This is a genomic window from Rothia sp. L_38, assembly GCF_050689125.1.
Taxonomy (GTDB): domain Bacteria; phylum Actinomycetota; class Actinomycetes; order Actinomycetales; family Micrococcaceae; genus Rothia.
On sequence record NZ_JBOEQD010000012.1, the window covers coordinates 1 to 17159 of the forward strand.

16 protein-coding genes are annotated in these 17159 nt (G+C 58.1%); 1 reads left to right on the top strand and 15 read right to left on the bottom strand.

Annotated features, from left to right (window positions below):
• Positions 1–154 precede the first annotated feature (154 nt).
• The 5 genes from ACRCJM_RS09490 to ACRCJM_RS09510 all read right to left on the bottom strand — a co-directional run bounded on the left by ACRCJM_RS09490 (position 155) and on the right by ACRCJM_RS09510 (position 5215).
• Positions 155–556: a cytochrome c oxidase subunit 4 gene (locus tag ACRCJM_RS09490; RefSeq protein ID WP_237193735.1), complete on the bottom strand. Its 402-nt coding sequence runs from the start codon at positions 554–556 to the stop codon at positions 155–157.
• Between the two features lie 9 nt (positions 557–565).
• The gene (gene ctaD, locus ACRCJM_RS09495; protein WP_431464723.1) at positions 566–2266 is read right to left on the bottom strand and encodes an aa3-type cytochrome oxidase subunit I; all 1701 of its coding nucleotides are present in this window, start codon (positions 2264–2266) and stop codon (positions 566–568) included.
• Positions 2267–2276: 10 nt separating this feature from the next.
• Entirely contained in the window at positions 2277–3146 is an 870-nt protein-coding gene (gene ctaC, locus ACRCJM_RS09500) for an aa3-type cytochrome oxidase subunit II (RefSeq protein WP_185172909.1), read from the bottom strand.
• Positions 3147–3379: 233 nt separating this feature from the next.
• Positions 3380–3736 (bottom strand): HesB/IscA family protein, encoded by a 357-nt coding sequence (locus ACRCJM_RS09505; RefSeq protein ID WP_237185683.1) that lies wholly within the window; start codon positions 3734–3736, stop codon positions 3380–3382.
• 84 nt (positions 3737–3820) lie between these two features.
• A complete protein-coding gene (locus tag ACRCJM_RS09510) occupies positions 3821–5215 on the bottom strand; it encodes a M20/M25/M40 family metallo-hydrolase (protein ID WP_431464724.1) in 1395 nt (464 codons plus the stop codon).
• A gap of 100 nt (positions 5216–5315) precedes the next feature.
• Between ACRCJM_RS09510 and ACRCJM_RS09515 the strand changes: the two genes are divergently transcribed.
• The gene (locus tag ACRCJM_RS09515) at positions 5316–5885 is read left to right on the top strand and encodes a DUF3043 domain-containing protein (RefSeq protein WP_431464725.1); all 570 of its coding nucleotides are present in this window, start codon (positions 5316–5318) and stop codon (positions 5883–5885) included.
• Positions 5886–5989: 104 nt separating this feature from the next.
• Here the strand turns inward: ACRCJM_RS09515 and ACRCJM_RS09520 are convergent, their stop codons facing one another.
• The 10 genes from ACRCJM_RS09520 to ACRCJM_RS09565 all read right to left on the bottom strand — a co-directional run bounded on the left by ACRCJM_RS09520 (position 5990) and on the right by ACRCJM_RS09565 (position 17155).
• On the bottom strand, positions 5990–7075 hold the full coding sequence (locus ACRCJM_RS09520) for a quinone-dependent dihydroorotate dehydrogenase (RefSeq protein ID WP_431464726.1): 1086 nt from the start codon (positions 7073–7075) through the stop codon (positions 5990–5992).
• 46 nt (positions 7076–7121) lie between these two features.
• Positions 7122–7901, bottom strand: coding sequence for an isoprenyl transferase (locus ACRCJM_RS09525; protein ID WP_237205236.1), 780 nt, complete (start codon positions 7899–7901; stop codon positions 7122–7124).
• Positions 7902–7904: 3 nt separating this feature from the next.
• Positions 7905–8672: a DNA repair protein RecO gene (gene recO, locus ACRCJM_RS09530; RefSeq protein WP_431464727.1), complete on the bottom strand. Its 768-nt coding sequence runs from the start codon at positions 8670–8672 to the stop codon at positions 7905–7907.
• A 111-nt stretch (positions 8673–8783) separates the two neighbouring features.
• Positions 8784–10526, bottom strand: a complete 1743-nt coding sequence (leuA, locus tag ACRCJM_RS09535; protein WP_431464728.1) for a 2-isopropylmalate synthase — start codon at positions 10524–10526, stop codon at positions 8784–8786.
• 207 nt (positions 10527–10733) lie between these two features.
• Positions 10734–12143 carry an LCP family protein gene (locus ACRCJM_RS09540; RefSeq protein WP_431464729.1) on the bottom strand — a complete coding sequence of 470 codons (1410 nt, stop codon included), beginning with the start codon at positions 12141–12143 and terminating at the stop codon, positions 10734–10736.
• Positions 12144–12299: 156 nt separating this feature from the next.
• Positions 12300–13382, bottom strand: a complete 1083-nt coding sequence (locus ACRCJM_RS09545) for a GTPase Era (protein ID WP_237193753.1) — start codon at positions 13380–13382, stop codon at positions 12300–12302.
• A 39-nt stretch (positions 13383–13421) separates the two neighbouring features.
• Positions 13422–14699 (bottom strand): hemolysin family protein, encoded by a 1278-nt coding sequence (locus ACRCJM_RS09550; protein ID WP_431464730.1) that lies wholly within the window; start codon positions 14697–14699, stop codon positions 13422–13424.
• Between the two features lie 3 nt (positions 14700–14702).
• A complete protein-coding gene (ybeY, locus tag ACRCJM_RS09555; protein WP_237205240.1) occupies positions 14703–15209 on the bottom strand; it encodes an rRNA maturation RNase YbeY in 507 nt (168 codons plus the stop codon).
• A gap of 4 nt (positions 15210–15213) precedes the next feature.
• Positions 15214–16314: a PhoH family protein gene (locus tag ACRCJM_RS09560; protein WP_431464731.1), complete on the bottom strand. Its 1101-nt coding sequence runs from the start codon at positions 16312–16314 to the stop codon at positions 15214–15216.
• An 82-nt stretch (positions 16315–16396) separates the two neighbouring features.
• The gene (locus tag ACRCJM_RS09565; RefSeq protein ID WP_377129379.1) at positions 16397–17155 is read right to left on the bottom strand and encodes a 16S rRNA (uracil(1498)-N(3))-methyltransferase; all 759 of its coding nucleotides are present in this window, start codon (positions 17153–17155) and stop codon (positions 16397–16399) included.
• Positions 17156–17159 lie beyond the last annotated feature (4 nt).

Consider the following 17159-nt stretch of genomic DNA (forward strand, 5'->3'; position numbering starts at 1 on the left):
TGTGCCGTCCTGTGCCGTCCTGTGCCGTCCTGTGCCGTCCTGTGCCGTCCTGTGCCGTCCTGTTCTTCTCTCAGCGCTCTAGAAACGGCACAAAAAAGGGTGGGGCCCCTATCCGAGAGGATAGGGGCCCCACCCTTTGAGTCAGGTAAGACTCTTAGTGGGCGTGGTCGCCGCGGTTGTATTCGTAAACCCAACCCAGAACAGCTGCTGCTGCGAAGGGGATGGCAACGAGTACGATCCACCAGTCGATAGCCAGACCTACAACAACGATGGTGCAAGCAACACCGATGAAGAGGGGCCACCATGACCAGGGTGAGTAGAAGCCGTAGTCGCCAGCTCCATCAGCGATTTCACCTTCGAGGTTCTCGTAAGGCATGTCGGGGTGCTTCTTGTCGGTGAAGTTCAGGAAGTACCAGAGGAAGAGACACATCACGGCGGTAGCCAGAATCGCGGGGAAACCGGCCCACTCGGTGAAGTCAGTCATCAGACCGTAGACGATGCCAACGGGAATCAGGAAGACGCCGATGAAACCGAAAATCTTAGCAAGAATTTTCACAGTGGCCTCCTAGCCTGCAGTTGCCTGGCGGGCTGCTGCAGCGACGTCGTTGTTGGTGGACAGTTCAGGGTGGTGCAGGTCAAGTGCAGGACGCTCTGAACGGATACGGGGCAGGGCGGTGAAGTTGTGGCGCGGGGGCGGGCAAGAAGTTGCCCATTCCAGTGAGCCACCGAAGCCCCAGGGGTCATCAACCTCAACACGCTTGCCGTTGCGGGCGGTGGTGTAGACGTTCCAGAACCAGGGAATCATGGAGATTGCCAGAATCATGGAGCCTACGGTTGAGAGCTGGTTCATCCAGGTGAAGCCATCTTCAGGCATGTAGTCTGCGTAGCGGCGGGGCATGCCGTCGACACCGAGCCAGTGCTGGATGAGGAAGGTCATGTGGAAGCCGATGAACAGCAGCCAGAAGTGAATCTTGCCCAGGCGCTCGTTCAGCATCTTGCCGGTGAACTTGGGCCACCAGAAGTAGAGTGCTGCGAACATACCGAAGACGAGGGTACCGAAGATGACGTAGTGGAAGTGAGCGACCACGAAGTAGGAGTCAGATAGGTGGAAGTCCAGCGGCGGGGTTGCCAGGATAATACCGGTGATACCACCGAAGAGGAAGGTAATCAGGAAGCCGATAACCCAGAGCATGGGGGTCTCAAAGGTGATGGAGCCCTGCCACATGGTGCCGATCCAGTTGAAGAACTTCACACCGGTAGGAATACCGATCAACATGGTCATGAAGGAGAAGAAGGGCAGCATGACCGCGCCGGTGACGTACATGTGGTGTGCCCATACGGTAACTGACAGAGCCGCAATAGCGATGGTTGCAAAAATCAGACCCTTGTAACCGAAAATCGGCTTACGTGAGAAGACGGGGATGATTTCTGAAACGATGCCGAAGAAGGGCAGAGCCAGAACGTAAACCTCGGGGTGACCGAAGAACCAGAAGAGGTGCTGCCAGAGGACGGCGCCACCGTTTTCGGGGTCGAAGATGTGGCCACCGAGACGGCGATCCATACCGAGGGCGAACAGGGCGGACGCCAGCGGCGGGAAGATCATGATGATCAGGATTGCGGTGATCAGGGTGGTCCAGGTGAAGACCGACATACGCCACATGGTCATGCCGGGGGCACGCATGCAGAGGATAGTGGTCAGGAAGTTGACGCCACCCATGATGGTGCCGAAGCCCTGAAGAGCCAGACCGAAGATCCAGAGGTCACCACCGACAGAGGGGCTGTAGGTGGTGCTGTTCAGCGGAGCGTAAGCGAACCAGCCGAAGGAAGCTGCACCCTGGGGGGTAAGGAAGCCAGCGATGGCTACCAGTGAGCCGAACAGGAAGAACCAGAAGGCCAGGGAGTTCAGACGGGGGAAGGCAACGTCGGGTGCACCAATCTGCAGGGGTACCAGGACGTTAGCGAAACCGGTGAACAGCGGGGTACCAAACATGAGCAGCATCAGGGTGCCGTGCATGGTGAAGAGCTGGTTGAACTGTTCCTTGGTTTCGAGGAACTGCATACCGGGGGTGAAGAGCTCCAGGCGCATAAGCAGAGCCATGACACCGGCAAAGCAGAAGAAAATAAACGCGGCGATCAGGTACATGTACCCGATGGTCTTGTGGTCGGTGGAAGTCAGCCAGTTGACGATGATTCGTCCCTTGGACTTAGGAACCACCCGCGGGACAACGCTACCGGTTGTCTCAGCTGAATACTCAAGAGTAGTCACGGGTTACCTCTTAGTTGTTGGTGTTCATGTTGGGGTTACGGTTGTACTCGTCACCCAGACGGCCAATGTTGCCTTCATCTTCCAGTGACTGGATGTAGGCATCGTAGTCTTCCTGGCTGACAACTTCAACGTTGAAGAGCATCTCTGAGTGGTACTCACCGCAGAGCTCGGCGCACTTACCCTGGTAGCGAGCGGGCTCGGAACCGGTGGTGAAGTACATGTGGTTGGTCATGCCGGGAATGGTGTCGCGCTTCTCGAGGAAGGCGGGAACCCAGAAGGAGTGGATGACGTCACGGGATTTGAGCTGCAGGTCTACGGTTGAGTTGACCGGCAGGTAAAGGGTGGGGAGGGTTTCCTCAACGCCTTCCTTGCCTTCCTTGTCGAGGCGAGCCTGGACGCCGGCGAAGTAGACGTTTTCGTCGAGGTAGTTGAAGTCCCATGCCCACTGCTTACCGTAAACCTCGATGGTGACATCGGCGGTTTCAGACTTGGGAGCGGTGATTTCGCGCTCGGCACGGTCTGAGAAGGTGAAGAAGCTGACGATCAGGATGATCGGGATAGCGGTGTAGAAAATTTCCAGCGGAGCGTGGTAGCTCACCTGGCGGGGGTAGCCGGTTTCGTACTTGCGACGGCGGTAGGCGATGATGCACCAAAGCATGAGGCCCCAGGTCACAAGACCTACAGCCAACGCAGCGATCCATGTACCAATCCAGAGGTCCATGATGGTATCGGCGTTATCGGTTACACCACGCTGAGTGGGCAGCCAGCCCACTGATGCCTGTTCTGAACAACCGGTCAAGAGCAGCGCTGAAACGGCTGTGGCAGCGGCTACTGCCTTGCCCTTAAGCCCCTTGCTGCTGGTTCGATGCTGCGAACTCACAGACGGCCCTTCCTGTAGCGATGTGCGTGTCACCTGGTGCTGTGTGTGGACAGCATTAACCCAGGTGTTAATTCTTTCAATACGAGCTTACCCTCAAACGGGCGTTTCTGGTGACAACCTGTCAATGAACTGACGTGTCATTACATAAGTATTTCATGTTTGGGCGGGCTGAAACAGAAAAGTGGGGGTATGCCGGAGCATACCCCCACCTGTGAAGCGGGCTGGGCGAACGCTTAGTGGAAGGAATCTCCACAGGCGCAGGAGCCCTGGGCGTTGGGGTTATCGATGGAGAACCCCTGCTTCTGAATGGTGTCTTCGAAGTCGATGGTTGAACCTTCGAGATAAGGAACACTCATACGATCAACGATGACTTCTACACCGTCGAAGTCGCGGACGGCGTCACCGTCGAGCACGCGCTCGTCGAAGTAGAGCTGGTAAATCAGGCCTGAACAACCGCCGGGCTGCACGGCGATGCGCAGGCGCAGGTCGGTGCGTCCTTCCTGCTCAAGCAGGGAACGAACCTTACCGGCTGCAACCTCGGTGAGGTTAACGCCGTGGGTGGGGAGATCTTCGAGTACTGCCTCAGACATAAGCAATCCTTTCGTGGGGTGTTTTGATGTCAATCTTACGCCTCTTGGGTACGGGGCGCGAGATGTTCGCAGTCAAGTGAATTCCTAGTTGGCGGTGTGAGCTGCCGCCAGCATGAGGGCTTCAGCAAGGATTGCCTTCTGGAAGTCGGGGATGAAGAGGGACTCGTTGGCGCTGTGGGCGCGGGTATCGGGGTCTTCGATGCCGGTAATCAGAATGTGGGCCTCGGGGTAGACCTCGGTGAGGGTCGCAATGAAGGGGATGGACCCGCCCATGCCGGTGGTGACAGGCTCAACTCCCCAGGCCTCCCCCAGCGCTGCCAGGGCTAGCTGGGCGCCACTGCCAGAAAGGTCGGCCTGGTAGGGCTGACCGGAGTCTTCGGCATGGTAGGTCACCTCTGCCCCGTGATGGTTGTGGCGGGCGAAGTGCTCGGCAAGTGCCTGGTGGGCTGCGGCGGGATTCTGGCCGGGAGCCAGGCGGAGGCTGATGCGCGCCTTGGCTGTGGCAGCAATGGTGTTTGAGGACTCGGCAACCGAGGTGATGTCCATGCCGATGACGGAGATAGCGGGCTGGGACCAGAGGCGGGAGGAGATAGAACCCTGACCTGCCAGCTTCATGCTGTCGAGAATGCCAGAATCGGTGCGGAAATCGACCTCAGGGTATTCAACGTCAGGTTCAGGTGCAGTAACCAAACCTTCAACTGCAACTGAACCTTGAGTATCGTGCAGGGTGGCGAGTAGCTGGATAAGGACGGTGTTGGCGTCCAGCAGGGGGCCGCCAAACATGCCGGAGTGAACTGAGTGGCTGCTCACGCGTACAGAAATATCACCGCTTGCTACACCACGCAGGCCCGCGGTAAGAGCAGGTACGCCGGTTTTCCAGTTAGCTGAGTCTGCTACAACGATGTAGTCGCCAGCAAGCTTGTCGCGGTAGGTATGCAGGAAGCTATCAAAGCTGGGTGAACCAGCCTCTTCCTCGCCCTCGATAAAGATGGTGACGCCAACCTTAAAGTCGTCGCCCAATACTTCACGCGCAGCCTTAAAAGCGGCCAGATGGGCAATGACACCAGCTTTGTCGTCCGCAGCTCCGCGGCCATAGAGGCGATCACCCTTGCGAGTGGCGACAAAAGGCTCGGTCTCCCAGAGGGAGCGGTCGCCAGCTGGCTGCACATCGTGGTGGGCATAGAGCAAGAAGGTGGGGAAGCCAGGTGCTGCCGGTGAGTGAGCTACGACCGCAGGCATACCCTGCTGGCCTTCCCCGTAGGACGCTGAGAGAATCTCAACGCTTTCAAAACCGGCTTCCTCAGCCAGGCTCTTCACCTTTTCAGCGCTACGCTGCACTTCGGTGAGGTCAAAAGACTCCCAGGCAACAGAAGGGATAGCCATGAGCTCAGCTAGATGTTCAAGCTGAGTCTCAAAGTTCTCTTCGATGTAGGTTGCTAGAGCCGGGCGGGTAGAAAAATCAAAATCGTGTGTTGTCATACATCTCAGAATACGCTCTGACTGTATATCTACGCACGAACTTGGTTATTCTTAAGGGGTGTTTGGTCGTAATAAGAAATCATCAGAAAATGCTGGTTCTGTGGTTGCCGACGCTACCCCGGTAGCAAACGAAACCCCTGAAACCACTCAGCCGGGGTACACCGCGCCCAAGGGGCGTCCTACCCCTTCCCGTAAAGAACGTGAAGCTGCCCGCCGTACTCCCCTGGTTCCCGCAGACCGCAAGGCTGCAAAGGACGCCCAGCGTGAAGCTGACCGCGAGTTCCGGGCAAAGCAACAGCAGGCCCTGCAAACCGGCGATGAGCGCTACCTGCCCGCCAACGATCGTGGCCCCCAGCGCCGCTACATCCGTGACTACGTTGATGCTCGTTTCAACGTAGGCGACATCATGCTTATCGTTATTCTGGCTGTCTTCATTGTCGGCCTTTTCACCCCCAGCATGCGGGAGTACACCACCTTGTTGATGTGGGGCATGATTCTACTCTGGGTTATCGACTACATGATTATGTGGCGCGGGCTCAAGAAGAAGTTGACCGAAAAGTTTGGCTCCATTGAGCCCCGCTCCGGCTTCTACGCCTTCAACCGCGTCATGATGATTCGCCGTTTCCGCTTGCCCAAGCCTCAGGTTAAGCGCGGCGAATACCCCAAGTAAGGCCACGACGGAGTAAATCCGCTAGCTTTCAACCTTAAATTCAAAGGGGCGCTACCTCTTTAGAGAGGTAGCGCCCCTTTGTGTCATGATCTCACGTGCCTAGTCTAGCGGGTTTTCCGCAATTTCAACAGTCCCCGATTGATATGAGTTGCCCAGAGTGGGCCTTCGTAGATAAATGCAGAATAACCCTGCACTAGATTGGCGCCCGCATCCAGACGGTCGGCGACGTCCTGAGCAGTGGTAACGCCACCTACCGAGATAAGAGCCAGTTGGTCGCCCACCTCAGCTTTCAGCAGACGGAGAACCTCAAGTGAACGCTTCTTGAGGGGCTCGCCTGAGAGTCCACCTGCGCCAATTTCCTCAACCTTAGCTCGAGGGCTAACCAGGCCCAGCCCTTCACGAGCAATCGTGGTGTTCGTGGCAATAATGCCATCTAACCCCAGACGCAGAGCCATCGCGGCAACGTCCTTAATATCTTCATCGGCCAGATCAGGAGCAATCTTCACGACCAGGGGCACGCGGCGCCCCTGCACGACGCGGTCGGCTTCAGCACGTACAGCCTCAAGTAGAGGTTCAAGAGTTTCAATCGCCTGAAGGTCACGCAGACCCGGAGTATTCGGCGAGCTGACATTCACAGCGAGATAGTCAGCCTGGGGTGCAAGAACCCGAGTGCTCACCAGGTAGTCCTCGATGGCGTCCTCAAGGGCTACCACCTTGGTTTTACCGATATTGACACCAATAACGGGGCGTACCTTACCCCGATATTCGGCTTCAAGGTCCGCGCGGGCGGCAGCGACACGGGGCCCAGCTGCTGCCGCCCCATCGTTATTGAAGCCCATGCGGTTAATAATGGCCTTATCATCTACCAGGCGGAAAAGGCGGGGCTGGGGGTTGCCCGGCTGAGCCTGACCGGTAATAGTGCCGATTTCAATGTGTCCAAAACCCAGGTTACCCAGCGCCGGAATTGCCTTACCGCCCTTATCAAAACCAGCAGCAACGCCGAAAGGCGAGGGGAAAGTAAGGCCCATGACCTCGGTAGCCAGTGACGGGTGTGGCGCAAAGTAGCGGCCCCCCAGGCGAGAAATACCGGTGCGGCGAAGGGTCTGCACCCCCCACATGCCCACATGGTGCGCTTTCTCGGCGTCCATGGGTTTGAAGAAGAGTTTGAACAGGGTTGGGTAGATCCGCATATCGGACCCCTTTCAGCCGCGGCTTTCGCCTAGTATGGGAGGAAACTTAGGGTTGGGTCACCTTATCAACGGCCCCTCCGTAGCGGCGGTCGCGGAGGGCATATTCTTCTACCGCCTGCCACAGTACCGTACGGTCAACATCGGGCCAGAGCACGTTCATAAAGACCATCTCGGCATAGGCACTCTGCCAGAGAAGGAAGTTAGAGAAACGCTGTTCACCCGAGGTTCGGAGGAAAAGATCAACGTCGGGCAGGTCAGGCTCGTCGAGATAGTTCTGAAAGATTTTTTCGTTGATGTGCTTGGGCTTGAGGCGCCCGGCTGCGACGTCCTCGGCAATCAGGGCGGCGGCGTCCGCAATTTCTGCCCTACCCCCGTAGTTGACGCACATGGTCAGGGTACACAGGGTGTTGTACTTGGTTTCTTCTTCGCACTTTTCGAGCAGCTTGATAACCGACTTCCAGAGCTTGGGCCGACGGCCGGCCCAGCGGATGCGCACCCCCCAGCTCTTGAGGGTCTCTAGCTGACGTTCTAGAACCTCAGAGGAGAACCGCATGAGGAAGGCGACCTCGTCGGGACTGCGACGCCAGTTCTCGGTTGAAAACGCGTAGGCAGAAACATAGGGAATACCCATTTCGATAGCACCAGCCACCACATCGAGCAGGGCTGCTTCACCGGCTCGGTGGCCCTCATTGCGGGGTAGGCCGCGTTCATTCGCCCAGCGCCCATTGCCGTCCATCACCACGGCCACATGCTGGGGCACGAACTTGCTCGGAATCGCAGGAGCTACGGCGCCGCTGGGGTGGCTGTAGGGCTTCACCGGTGTCATCTACTAGATTTCCTTCTCTAGGGTGGTTAGAGTTTTGAGCGGCCGCTCAAGCTGCCACTGCACATAGTCCATGATATGCCGTTCTGCCCTCTGCCGGAGCGCGGGCGGGTGCTCGCTCAAAATGCCGGGCCAGTCGCCAGTAGCGAGGGCCGCTAAATAGGCAGGTTCTTCAGGAGCCAGTGGGCTGAGCTGAGGGAAATCACCGGTGCGCGCACACCCGGTGCACAGCACCCCCAGGGAGGGGGAAAAATAGGTGAGGTCATCCAGGCTATCGCAGGCGGCACAGGCACCAATGGCCATGCTCCAGCCCGCCCTGTGCAGGGCTCGCAGCAGGTAGGAGTCAAGGACGCGGTGGGGCGGGTAGGTACCCCGCGCTAGGGCTGAGAGGGCCCCGGCCAACAGCGTGAACTGCTCCTCTAAGCGCTCTTGTTCGTGGTTGAGAAGTTGCTCTGCCACTTCGGCTAAGACAGCCGCGACCGTGTAACGGGTGTAGTCGTTGATAATCGGCCCCAAATAGGCGCGGCGGGTAACCACCTGCGAAATCGTAGCGAGTTTTTTACCGGGGGCAGCCGAAATATCGACCAGCATGAAGGGCTCGAGCCGGGCACCAATCTTTGAGCTACTCTTGCGCACTCCCCTGGCTACTGCATGCACAATCCCCCGCTGCCGGGTAGCAAGGATGATAATGCGATCGTGCTCCCCCAAATCTTGGGTGCGTAAAACAATAGCGCTATCACGAATGGTCTTAGTCGTAGATAGCGCTGAAGTCACGTCTTTATTCTCCCACATCCAGTGTGCCAGGTCTCTACCCTGACCTGTTATACGGGGCACTGTCAGAAGATGGGCCGTACCGGAAGTCCCGGTACGGCCCACGCTTATGCTCTACTCAGCAGAGTCACGCAGTGCGCGGTTCACCGCTGAAATCATAGCCTTGAGTGAGGCACGAGTGGTCGAGCTGTCGATACCGACACCCCACAGCACCCGGCTCCCCACCGCTGCCTCAATGTATGAGGCCGCCTGGGCGCTCGCCGCAGAAGCCAGGGTGTGCTCCGAGTAGTCGAGCACGCGGACGTCCACGCCCTCCTTGGCCAAAATCGACTGTAGCGCCTCGATAGGGCCGCTACCCTGACCCACTCGGTTGTAGGTATGACCAGCAATATTCAGGCCAACCCGCATAGTGGTCTCGCCGTGCTCCTCAGAGTCAATAGAGAGCGATTCAATGCGGTACTTACCCCAGCGGGCTTCCGCCTCCCTGCTCGGCAGGTACTCATCGGCAAAAATATCCCACAGGGCCTTGCTCTCAACCTCGCCACCCTGGGCATCGGTCTGAGCCTGCACAATAGCAGAGAACTCCTGCTGAGCGCGCTTGGGTAAATCGAGCCCAAAGTCCTTCTTGAGCAGGTAAGCCACCCCGCCCTTGCCCGACTGGGAGTTCACACGAATCACAGCCTCGTAGGTACGGCCCAGATCCTTGGGATCAATGGGCAGGTAAGGAACAGCCCATACTAAATCATCGACGCTCTTACCCTGCTCAGCAGCGTCCTTCTCCATACGCTCGAAGCCCTTCTTGATGGCGTCCTGGTGTGAGCCTGAGAAGGCGGTGAAGACCAGGTCGCCACCGTAGGGGTAACGCTCATGAACGGATAGCTGGTTGCAGTACTCAACGGTTCTGCGAATCTCGTCGATGTCGGAGAAATCAATTTCGGGGTCGATACCCTGGGTGTACATGTTCAGGCCCAGGGTAATCAGGTCAACGTTACCGGTGCGCTCGCCATTGCCAAAGAGACAGCCCTCGATACGGTCTGCACCGGCCAGGTAGCCCAGCTCAGCTGCAGCCACACCGGTGCCCCGGTCGTTGTGGGGATGCAGGGAGAGGATGACGTGCTCCCGGTTGGTCAGGTTGCGGCTGACCCACTCTACAGAGTCGGCATACACGTTCGGGGTAGCCATTTCGACAGTGGCCGGGAGGTTGATAATAACCTCGTTGCCCTCGCCAATACCCAGCTCATCGGTCACAGCATTGCAGACCCGCACCGCGTATTCCAGCTCGGTACCGGTGAAGGACTCCGGTGAGTACTCGTAGGTAATCTTGGTGTCGCCAGCCAGCTGTTCTTCGTACTTCTTACAGAGACGGGCTCCGGTGAGGGCGATATCCAAGATACCGTCCTGGTCCTGGTTGAAAACCACACGACGCTGCAGCACAGAGGTGGAGTTGTAGAAGTGGACGATAGCCTTGGGAGCCCCGTCGATAGCCTCAAAAGTCTTCTGAATCAGGTGCTCACGGCACTGCACCAGCACCTGAATGGTGACGTCATTGGGAATATGACCCTCTTCGATGAGGGTGCGCACGAAGTTAAAATCGGTGGCTGAAGCTGAGGGGAAGCCGACCTCAATTTCCTTGTAGCCCATCTTGACCAAGAGCTTGAACATGGCGAGCTTGCGCTCGGTATCCATGGGGTCAATCAGGGCCTGATTGCCGTCACGCAGGTCAACAGCGCACCAGCGGGGGGCCTTTGTCATGGTCTTGTTAGGCCAGGTGCGGTCGGGCAAAGAAACCTGAATCTGCTGGTCAAATGGCACGTACTTGTGCACGGGCATGGGTGAGGGCTTCTGAAAGTTTTTCATCGTAATGACCTTAGATGTTGAGATCGGTGAGGAAGGGGTATCGTCCCGGGTAGCACTGACCCGTATCGAAGCTACACCCGGGGCGCTTCGATACGGCAGATAAGGAGTACCAGTGTCATCTCACTCATACTGTCACGGTACCACGCAGAGACGGGCGGCGGCAGAACCTGCCACCGCCCGTCCACTATTTGGAACCGCTGTGGGTGCTTAGTAGCTGAAAGACTGCTGGCAGGTCACCTGATCGGCGGTCTGGCCGGTAGCACCCGCTGCAATCTCAGATTGGGGGGCTTCAATGGTGTCGCTCTCAGCCAGGTCTGATCCCAGAACAACGGCAATTCCCACGTACTGGTCCGAGGGAGTCAGGGAGGTTATACCGAAGAGATCGGCAATAGCCTGAGCTTCGGCCTCATAACCGTAGGGGTAGTAAATTGCCGACTCGGTGTAGACCGCATCGGTGGTGGTGGTTGTCACCGAGGTGAAGCCAGCCTGCTCAATCTTGGGAGTCAGTTCTTCAGCACGGTCCTCAACACCGGTGGCATCGGTAACGCTCACACCCAGCGAATAGGTCAGTTCAGCAGCCGGGGCGGACGATTCACTCGCGCTAGCAGAGGCAGTGGCAGCAGGCTCGACGAGGGATTCATCATTTTGAAGCTTCGTAAAGAAAGCTTCTGAATCGGCGGATAGCTGGAGCTTGTTTGCATCGTAGGTGTAGGGCTCGTTGGGGACAGTCGCAAAGACCACCTTGCTCAGATCGACCTTGGCAAAGATAGTTCCGATGCTCACCAGGTTACCCAGGTTAGTCAATTCCTTATCGATGGTGACGTTCTGGGTAATAGCCTCAGCGATGTTGAGCAGCATAGCGGGATTGGTCAGAGTGCCCTCAGCCTGGACCTTCCGCAGCAGGGAGGCGAGGAAGCTCTGCTGGGCCTGGATACGGGCGGTGTCGCTACCGTCGCCAAAGCCGTGACGAGAACGTAGGAAGGCCAGGGCCTGTTCGCCCTCAACGCTTGAGGTACCGGCAGGAAGCTTGAGCCCGCTGTAGGTGTCGTCAATCGGCTCGGTTACACAGACCTCAACGCCACCCACGACACTCGATAGAGCCTTAACGGCGTTGAAATCTACCAGCATAAAGTGGTCAATAGCTATGCCGGTGAGGTTGCTAATCGTGGCTACGGTACAGCCGGGGCCACCGCGTTCGAGGGATTCATTAATCTGGGTTTCTGTGGTGGCCGGGTAGACCTCACCGGTTTCGGCGTCCGTACACTTGGGGATATCCACCATCAGGTCGCGGGGGAAGGATATGACGTTGACGTTTGAACGGTCTTCGCTCACCTGAACCAGCATCATCACATCGGAGCGTGCCCCGGATGCGGCGTCCTCAGCAGTACCGTAGGCCCCGTTGTTACCGGCACGGGTATCGGAACCAATCACGAGAATATCGAGAGGGCCACTGGCAAGGTTCGACGAGAGCTCACCAATGTTCATCTCGGCGGTCTGCACGTTGCTGCGCAAACGCACCAGGGCAAAGCCGCTAAAAGCAACCACCATAGCGAGAAGGGCAACGCACGAGAGCGCTATCCACTTAATCCGCTGAGACTTAAGAGGCTGGTTGCTCATATGACGCCCCAGGGGCGTAACAACTCGCTGCGGGGGCTGACCCTGTGGCGTCATAAAAGGTATCTCCGATTCGTCTACGGTACGGGGGTGACCGATTTTCTTCAGCCCAGCTTAGGGGGTAAGACTGGGAGGAAACTCCTGATAAGTGGGGAAAATTTAGAAGCCCAGCTTGCCCAGGGCACGGGGGTCACGCTGCCAGTCCTTGGCTACCTTCACGTGAATGGAGAGGAAGACCTTGGTGCCGAGCAGGGCCTCGATGTTCTTACGGGCAGTTTGCCCGATTTCTTTCAGGCGTGCTCCCCGTTTGCCAATGATAATTCCTTTTTGGGAGTCTCGCTCCACAAAGAGGTTTACGTGAATATCGAGCAGGGGGTTATCCTCGCTGCGGCCCTCGCGCAGTTCCATTTCTTCAACGGTGACGGCTACTGAGTGGGGCAGTTCGTCCTGCACGCCTTCCAGAGCCGCTTCCCGCACCAGCTCAGCTACCAGGGTGGCCTCAGGCTCGTCGGTCAGCTCGCCGGTGGGGTACAGCGGGGGTGAGTCAGGCAGGTAGGAGGAAAGGAGCTTCGCAACCTCTTCTACCTGGTAGTCCTTGACCGCAGAAACCGGGATGATATCTGCCCAGCCGCCACGGCCGTCATTAACAGGAGCAGGCACAGCCTGGCCCTTATCGCGGGTAGCTGCCGGGCCGCTGCCCTTACGGAAGGGAAGCTCCTCCCCCTTCTTCTTGCGCTCCTGACGTTCGCGGCGCTGCTGGCGGGCTGCCCGCTCAGCGCTCATAATCTCATCGCCCAGCGCCGAAACGGCAAGGAGCTGCTCGGTCAGCTGCTCGTGCCCCACCTTATCGGCCTTGGTGACGATAGCGACGATGGGCTTGTTGCCCGAGGCAGCCAGCTGCTGCGCAATATAGCGGTCACCGGGGCCGATTTTTTCGTCAGCAGGAATGCAGAAACCAATGACGTCGACCTCAGAGAGAGTCTGCGCCACCATGTCGTTCAGACGCTCACCCAGCAGGGTACGGGGACGGTGCAGACCGGGAGTATCAACCAGCACCAGCTGGAAGTCCTCACGGTGCACAATACCGCGGATGGTGTGGCGGGTAGTCTGCGGGCGGTTGGAGGTAATAGCGACCTTCTGCCCGACCAGCGCATTGGTGAGGGTTGACTTACCGGCGTTGGGGCGGCCTACCAGAACGGCAAAGCCCGCAGTGTAGTCGTCGGGGAAGGAAGCAAACTCCATGCAGATACTCCAATGATGGGATTAAGTAATGTCTTGGCTTTACTTTACAGGGTGTTGCGACGCAGGGTCCGCCCAAACAGAGAGCGTGCCAATCTTATTGCGGCGCCCACGAGAACCAATAGCCTTAATGTGAATACCCTCAACAACAACTTCGCTGCCGATAATCGGTACCCGACCCAGGTGTTTAGCTAGCAGACCGCCGACCGTATCGACGTCCTCATCATCAAGTTCTAGGCCGAAGAGCTCGCCCAGCTCCCAGATGCTCAGGCGGGAACTAATCTTGAAGGTGCCGTCCTCTTGCAGAGTAATTTCAGGCTTCTCGTTGTCGTACTCGTCAGAGATATCGCCGACCAGTTCTTCAATGAGATCTTCTAGGGTTACAAGACCGGCGGTTCCGCCGTACTCATCAACGACCACAGCGACGTGGGTAGATTCACGCTGCATTTCTTTGAGCAGATCCATCACGCGCTTGGATTCTGGCTCATAGCGGACCGGGCGCATCAAAGAGGTAATACCCAGGCTTGTAAGGTCTGCCCCTGCCTCGCGTGAGGCGGCCAGGGCGTCCTTGAGGTAGAGCATGCCACGCACATCGTCAAAGGACTCCCCCAGTACCGGCACGCGGGAGTAGCCCGACCGCAGGAAGAGGGAGATAGCGTCGTCCAGGCTTTCGGTCACGTCAACCGTCACCATATCGGCACGCGGCACCATAATTGAGCGGATGCGGGTCTCATCGAGTTCAAAGATGGACTGAACCATCTCTGCCTCGTCGTCTTCGATAGCCTCAGAAGAACTTGCGCGGTCAACGAACTCAAGAATCTCATCTTCAGTGAAAATGCCGGTCACCTGCTCGGAGTCCTTAGGGCTGACCTTGCGGGACAGGGCGGTGAGAGCGGACGAGAAGGGACGGGTGAGCACGCCCAGCCCGTAGACTACCCCGGCCATCGCCGAGAAGACCTGAGTATGCTTGGTGCGCCCCACCAGGCGGGGGGCAACCCCGAAGAAGGCAAAGACCACAACGGTCATGACAAGTAGGGTGACCAGGACGCTCACCCAGGTGCGGCTAAAAAGATCGTGGACGAGCAGGAAGAAACAGACGACCGAAGACACCTCAGCCAGAACCCGCCAGATTCGCAGGGAGCGGAAGTAGGGCTCGGGGTCAGCGAGAATAGCCCGAATACTCTTGTTCTCGGGCTCCTCCCCCAGGCGCTGGGCCTCAGAACGGGGCAGATAGGTGTAGGACGACTCAACGGCGGTGAGCAGGTAGCCCACTAGAACTAAGAGCAGGACGGCACAGGCCAGCAAAGCAGAATAAAGCACCGGTTAGTGCCTCGTCTCTACAGGTGCCGGGCGCCCCAGAAATTCTTCAAGAATGGTGCGCTGAATACCGAACATTTCAGCCTCTTCTTCCGCCGTGGCATGGTCAAAGCCCAGGCAGTGCAGGATGCCGTGGGTGGTGAGCAGGCAGAGCTCATCGAGGGTGCTGTGGCCTGCGTCCACCCCCTGACGGGCAGCAACGGGCGGGCACAAGACAATATCACCGAGGACGCCGGTGGCAGGCTGATCGTCGGTGCCGGGGGTGAGCTCGTCCATGGGGAAGCTCATCACGTCGGTGGAGCCGGGCAAATCCATCCAATCGATGTGGATGCGCTCCATTTCGCTTTCGCCCACAATAGCGATAGACAGCTCGGTCTCAGGTGAGACCTTCATATGGGCAAAGGCGTGGGCTACCAGCTTCTCCAACACACCGGTATCGACAGCCTCAAAAGACTCACGCACAAAGTCGCTCGCCTCTGCGCCGGGCTCTTCAATATCAAACTCAATATTCACGGGGCTAGGCCTTCTCTTCGGGGGTTACATCGATACCTGACTGCTGCAGCAGCTTTTCGGCCGCAGCTTCAATGGTCTGGCGCTTGACCTTGCGGTTACGGCGGCGCTCCATCGAGGTCTTGGCATCGTCCCACTTATCGTAGGCACTCACAATATCCGAAACCAGGGAGTGGCGCACCACGTCCTCGGCCTGCAGAACCGCGAAATAGATATCGTCAATGCCCTCAAGAATCTGGCGAATCTGCTTCAGACCTGAGGCCTGACCACCGGGCAGGTCCACCTGGGTGACGTCACCGGTAATCACCATCTTGGAGCCAAAGCCCAAACGGGTCAGGAACATCTTCATCTGCTCCACCGTAGTGTTCTGCGCCTCGTCCAAAATAATGAAAGCGTCGTTCAGGGTACGACCGCGCATATAGGCCAGGGGCGCCACTTCAATGGTCCCGGCCTCCATCAGGCGGGGAATGGTCTCGGGATCCATCATGTCGTGCAGCGCGTCGTAGAGCGGGCGCAGATAGGGGTCAATCTTCTCGTTCAGCGACCCAGGCAGGAAGCCCAGGCGCTCGCCAGCTTCGACAGCTGGGCGGGTCAGAATGATGCGGTTGACTTCCTTTGACTGGAGGGCCTGTACCGCCTTGGCCATGGCCAGGTAGGTCTTACCGGTACCTGCCGGGCCGATGCCAAAGACCACGGTGTTGGCATCGATAGCATCGACATAGGACTTCTGGTTAATGGTCTTCGGGCGAATATTCTTGCCCCGGGAGCTCAGAATATTCTGGCTGATCGCGGTTGCTGGGTGTGAAAGGCTGGCAGTCATCATGCCCATGATGCGCTTGACCACCTCGCCGGTGACCTGGGTGTCGTTCTCTACCAAAATGGTGAGTTCAGCCAGCAGACGGACGGTGGTGGCTACGGTTTCTGAGGGGCCGGTAACGATGACGTCTAGCCCCTTGGGGCGGATAGTGAGACCGGGGAAAGCCTGCTCAATCAGGGTGATATTTCCGTCGTGGGGGCCAAGTACCGCGACCATCTCTTCGGTTGACCGGAAGGAGAAGGTGCGGGCAACAGAGAGGGGGCGGCTGCTAGCCGTAGATGAGGTAGTCATAGATGCCCGTGCGGGCTGTCAGAGCTCCTTGAAATACAAAGCGTACGCGGTAGTTCTTACTTTACCTGTAGCAGAACGGGGTTTACCAGCGTCCTAACGCAACGTTGAGGGCAGAAATAGCGGCTGCACCGGCGGTAGAACTGCGGAGGATTTCTGGGCCAAGCAGCACCGTGTGGGCCCCGGCTTCTGCGAGCAGGTCGAGTTCTCGGGGGCTGATACCACCTTCGGGGCCAACGATGAAGTAGACCTCTTTTACCCGATCGGTCAGGTGCCGCTCAAGAGCTTGGGTGAGACGGTAGTCTGCCTGTTCGTGGAGAACCAGGAAGAGGCCGTCCTCCCCCAGCTCGTGGGCAAGGTCGGCTAAATCTGCGGTTGAGTGCTGCTCGTAGACCGGGGGCAGCAGGGCCCGGCGGGACTGCTTAGCTGCTGCCCGCACCGTATTCTGCCACTTAGCCCGTGCTTTGACGGCCCGCTCCATCTTCCAGCGCACAATCGACCGGTCGGCGCTCCAAGGCACAATACCGTGGGCACCCAGCTCGGTGGCCATCTCAATGGCCTGGATATCCCTATCCCCCTTAGCCAGGGCCTGCACAAGGTATATCTCTACCCCCACCGTATCTTCGGTGAGTTCGAGGACCTCAAGCACGGGTCCGTCCTGACCCAGCTCAGTAACCCGGGTGATAGCGCGGTTACCCTCACCGTCTACTACGTCGAGCCCTTCCCCAAGCTCCGGACGTTTGACGAGGGCATGGTGCCCCTCGTCGCCGGTCAGGTGCAGGGTGGCACCTGGCGTCAGGGCAGCTAGCTCGTCAGGTTCGATGTAGTAGACAGCGTTGCTCATGGAA

What these genes read in the sequence shown, in the direction of transcription:
- leuA (WP_431464728.1), bottom strand. Translation starts at nt 10,526, where the DNA reads ATGAAAAACTTTCAGAAGCCCTCACCCATGCCCGTGCACAAGTACGTG.
- ACRCJM_RS09520 (WP_431464726.1), bottom strand. Translation starts at nt 7,075, where the DNA reads ATGCGGATCTACCCAACCCTGTTCAAACTCTTCTTCAAACCCATGGAC.
- ACRCJM_RS09565 (WP_377129379.1), bottom strand. Translation starts at nt 17,155, where the DNA reads ATGAGCAACGCTGTCTACTACATCGAACCTGACGAGCTAGCTGCCCTG.
- ACRCJM_RS09525 (WP_237205236.1), bottom strand. Translation starts at nt 7,901, where the DNA reads ATGACACCGGTGAAGCCCTACAGCCACCCCAGCGGCGCCGTAGCTCCT.
- ACRCJM_RS09505 (WP_237185683.1), bottom strand. Translation starts at nt 3,736, where the DNA reads ATGTCTGAGGCAGTACTCGAAGATCTCCCCACCCACGGCGTTAACCTC.
- ACRCJM_RS09540 (WP_431464729.1), bottom strand. Translation starts at nt 12,143, where the DNA reads ATGAGCAACCAGCCTCTTAAGTCTCAGCGGATTAAGTGGATAGCGCTC.
- ACRCJM_RS09545 (WP_237193753.1), bottom strand. Translation starts at nt 13,382, where the DNA reads ATGGAGTTTGCTTCCTTCCCCGACGACTACACTGCGGGCTTTGCCGTT.
- ACRCJM_RS09510 (WP_431464724.1), bottom strand. Translation starts at nt 5,215, where the DNA reads ATGACAACACACGATTTTGATTTTTCTACCCGCCCGGCTCTAGCAACC.
- ACRCJM_RS09560 (WP_431464731.1), bottom strand. Translation starts at nt 16,314, where the DNA reads ATGACTACCTCATCTACGGCTAGCAGCCGCCCCCTCTCTGTTGCCCGC.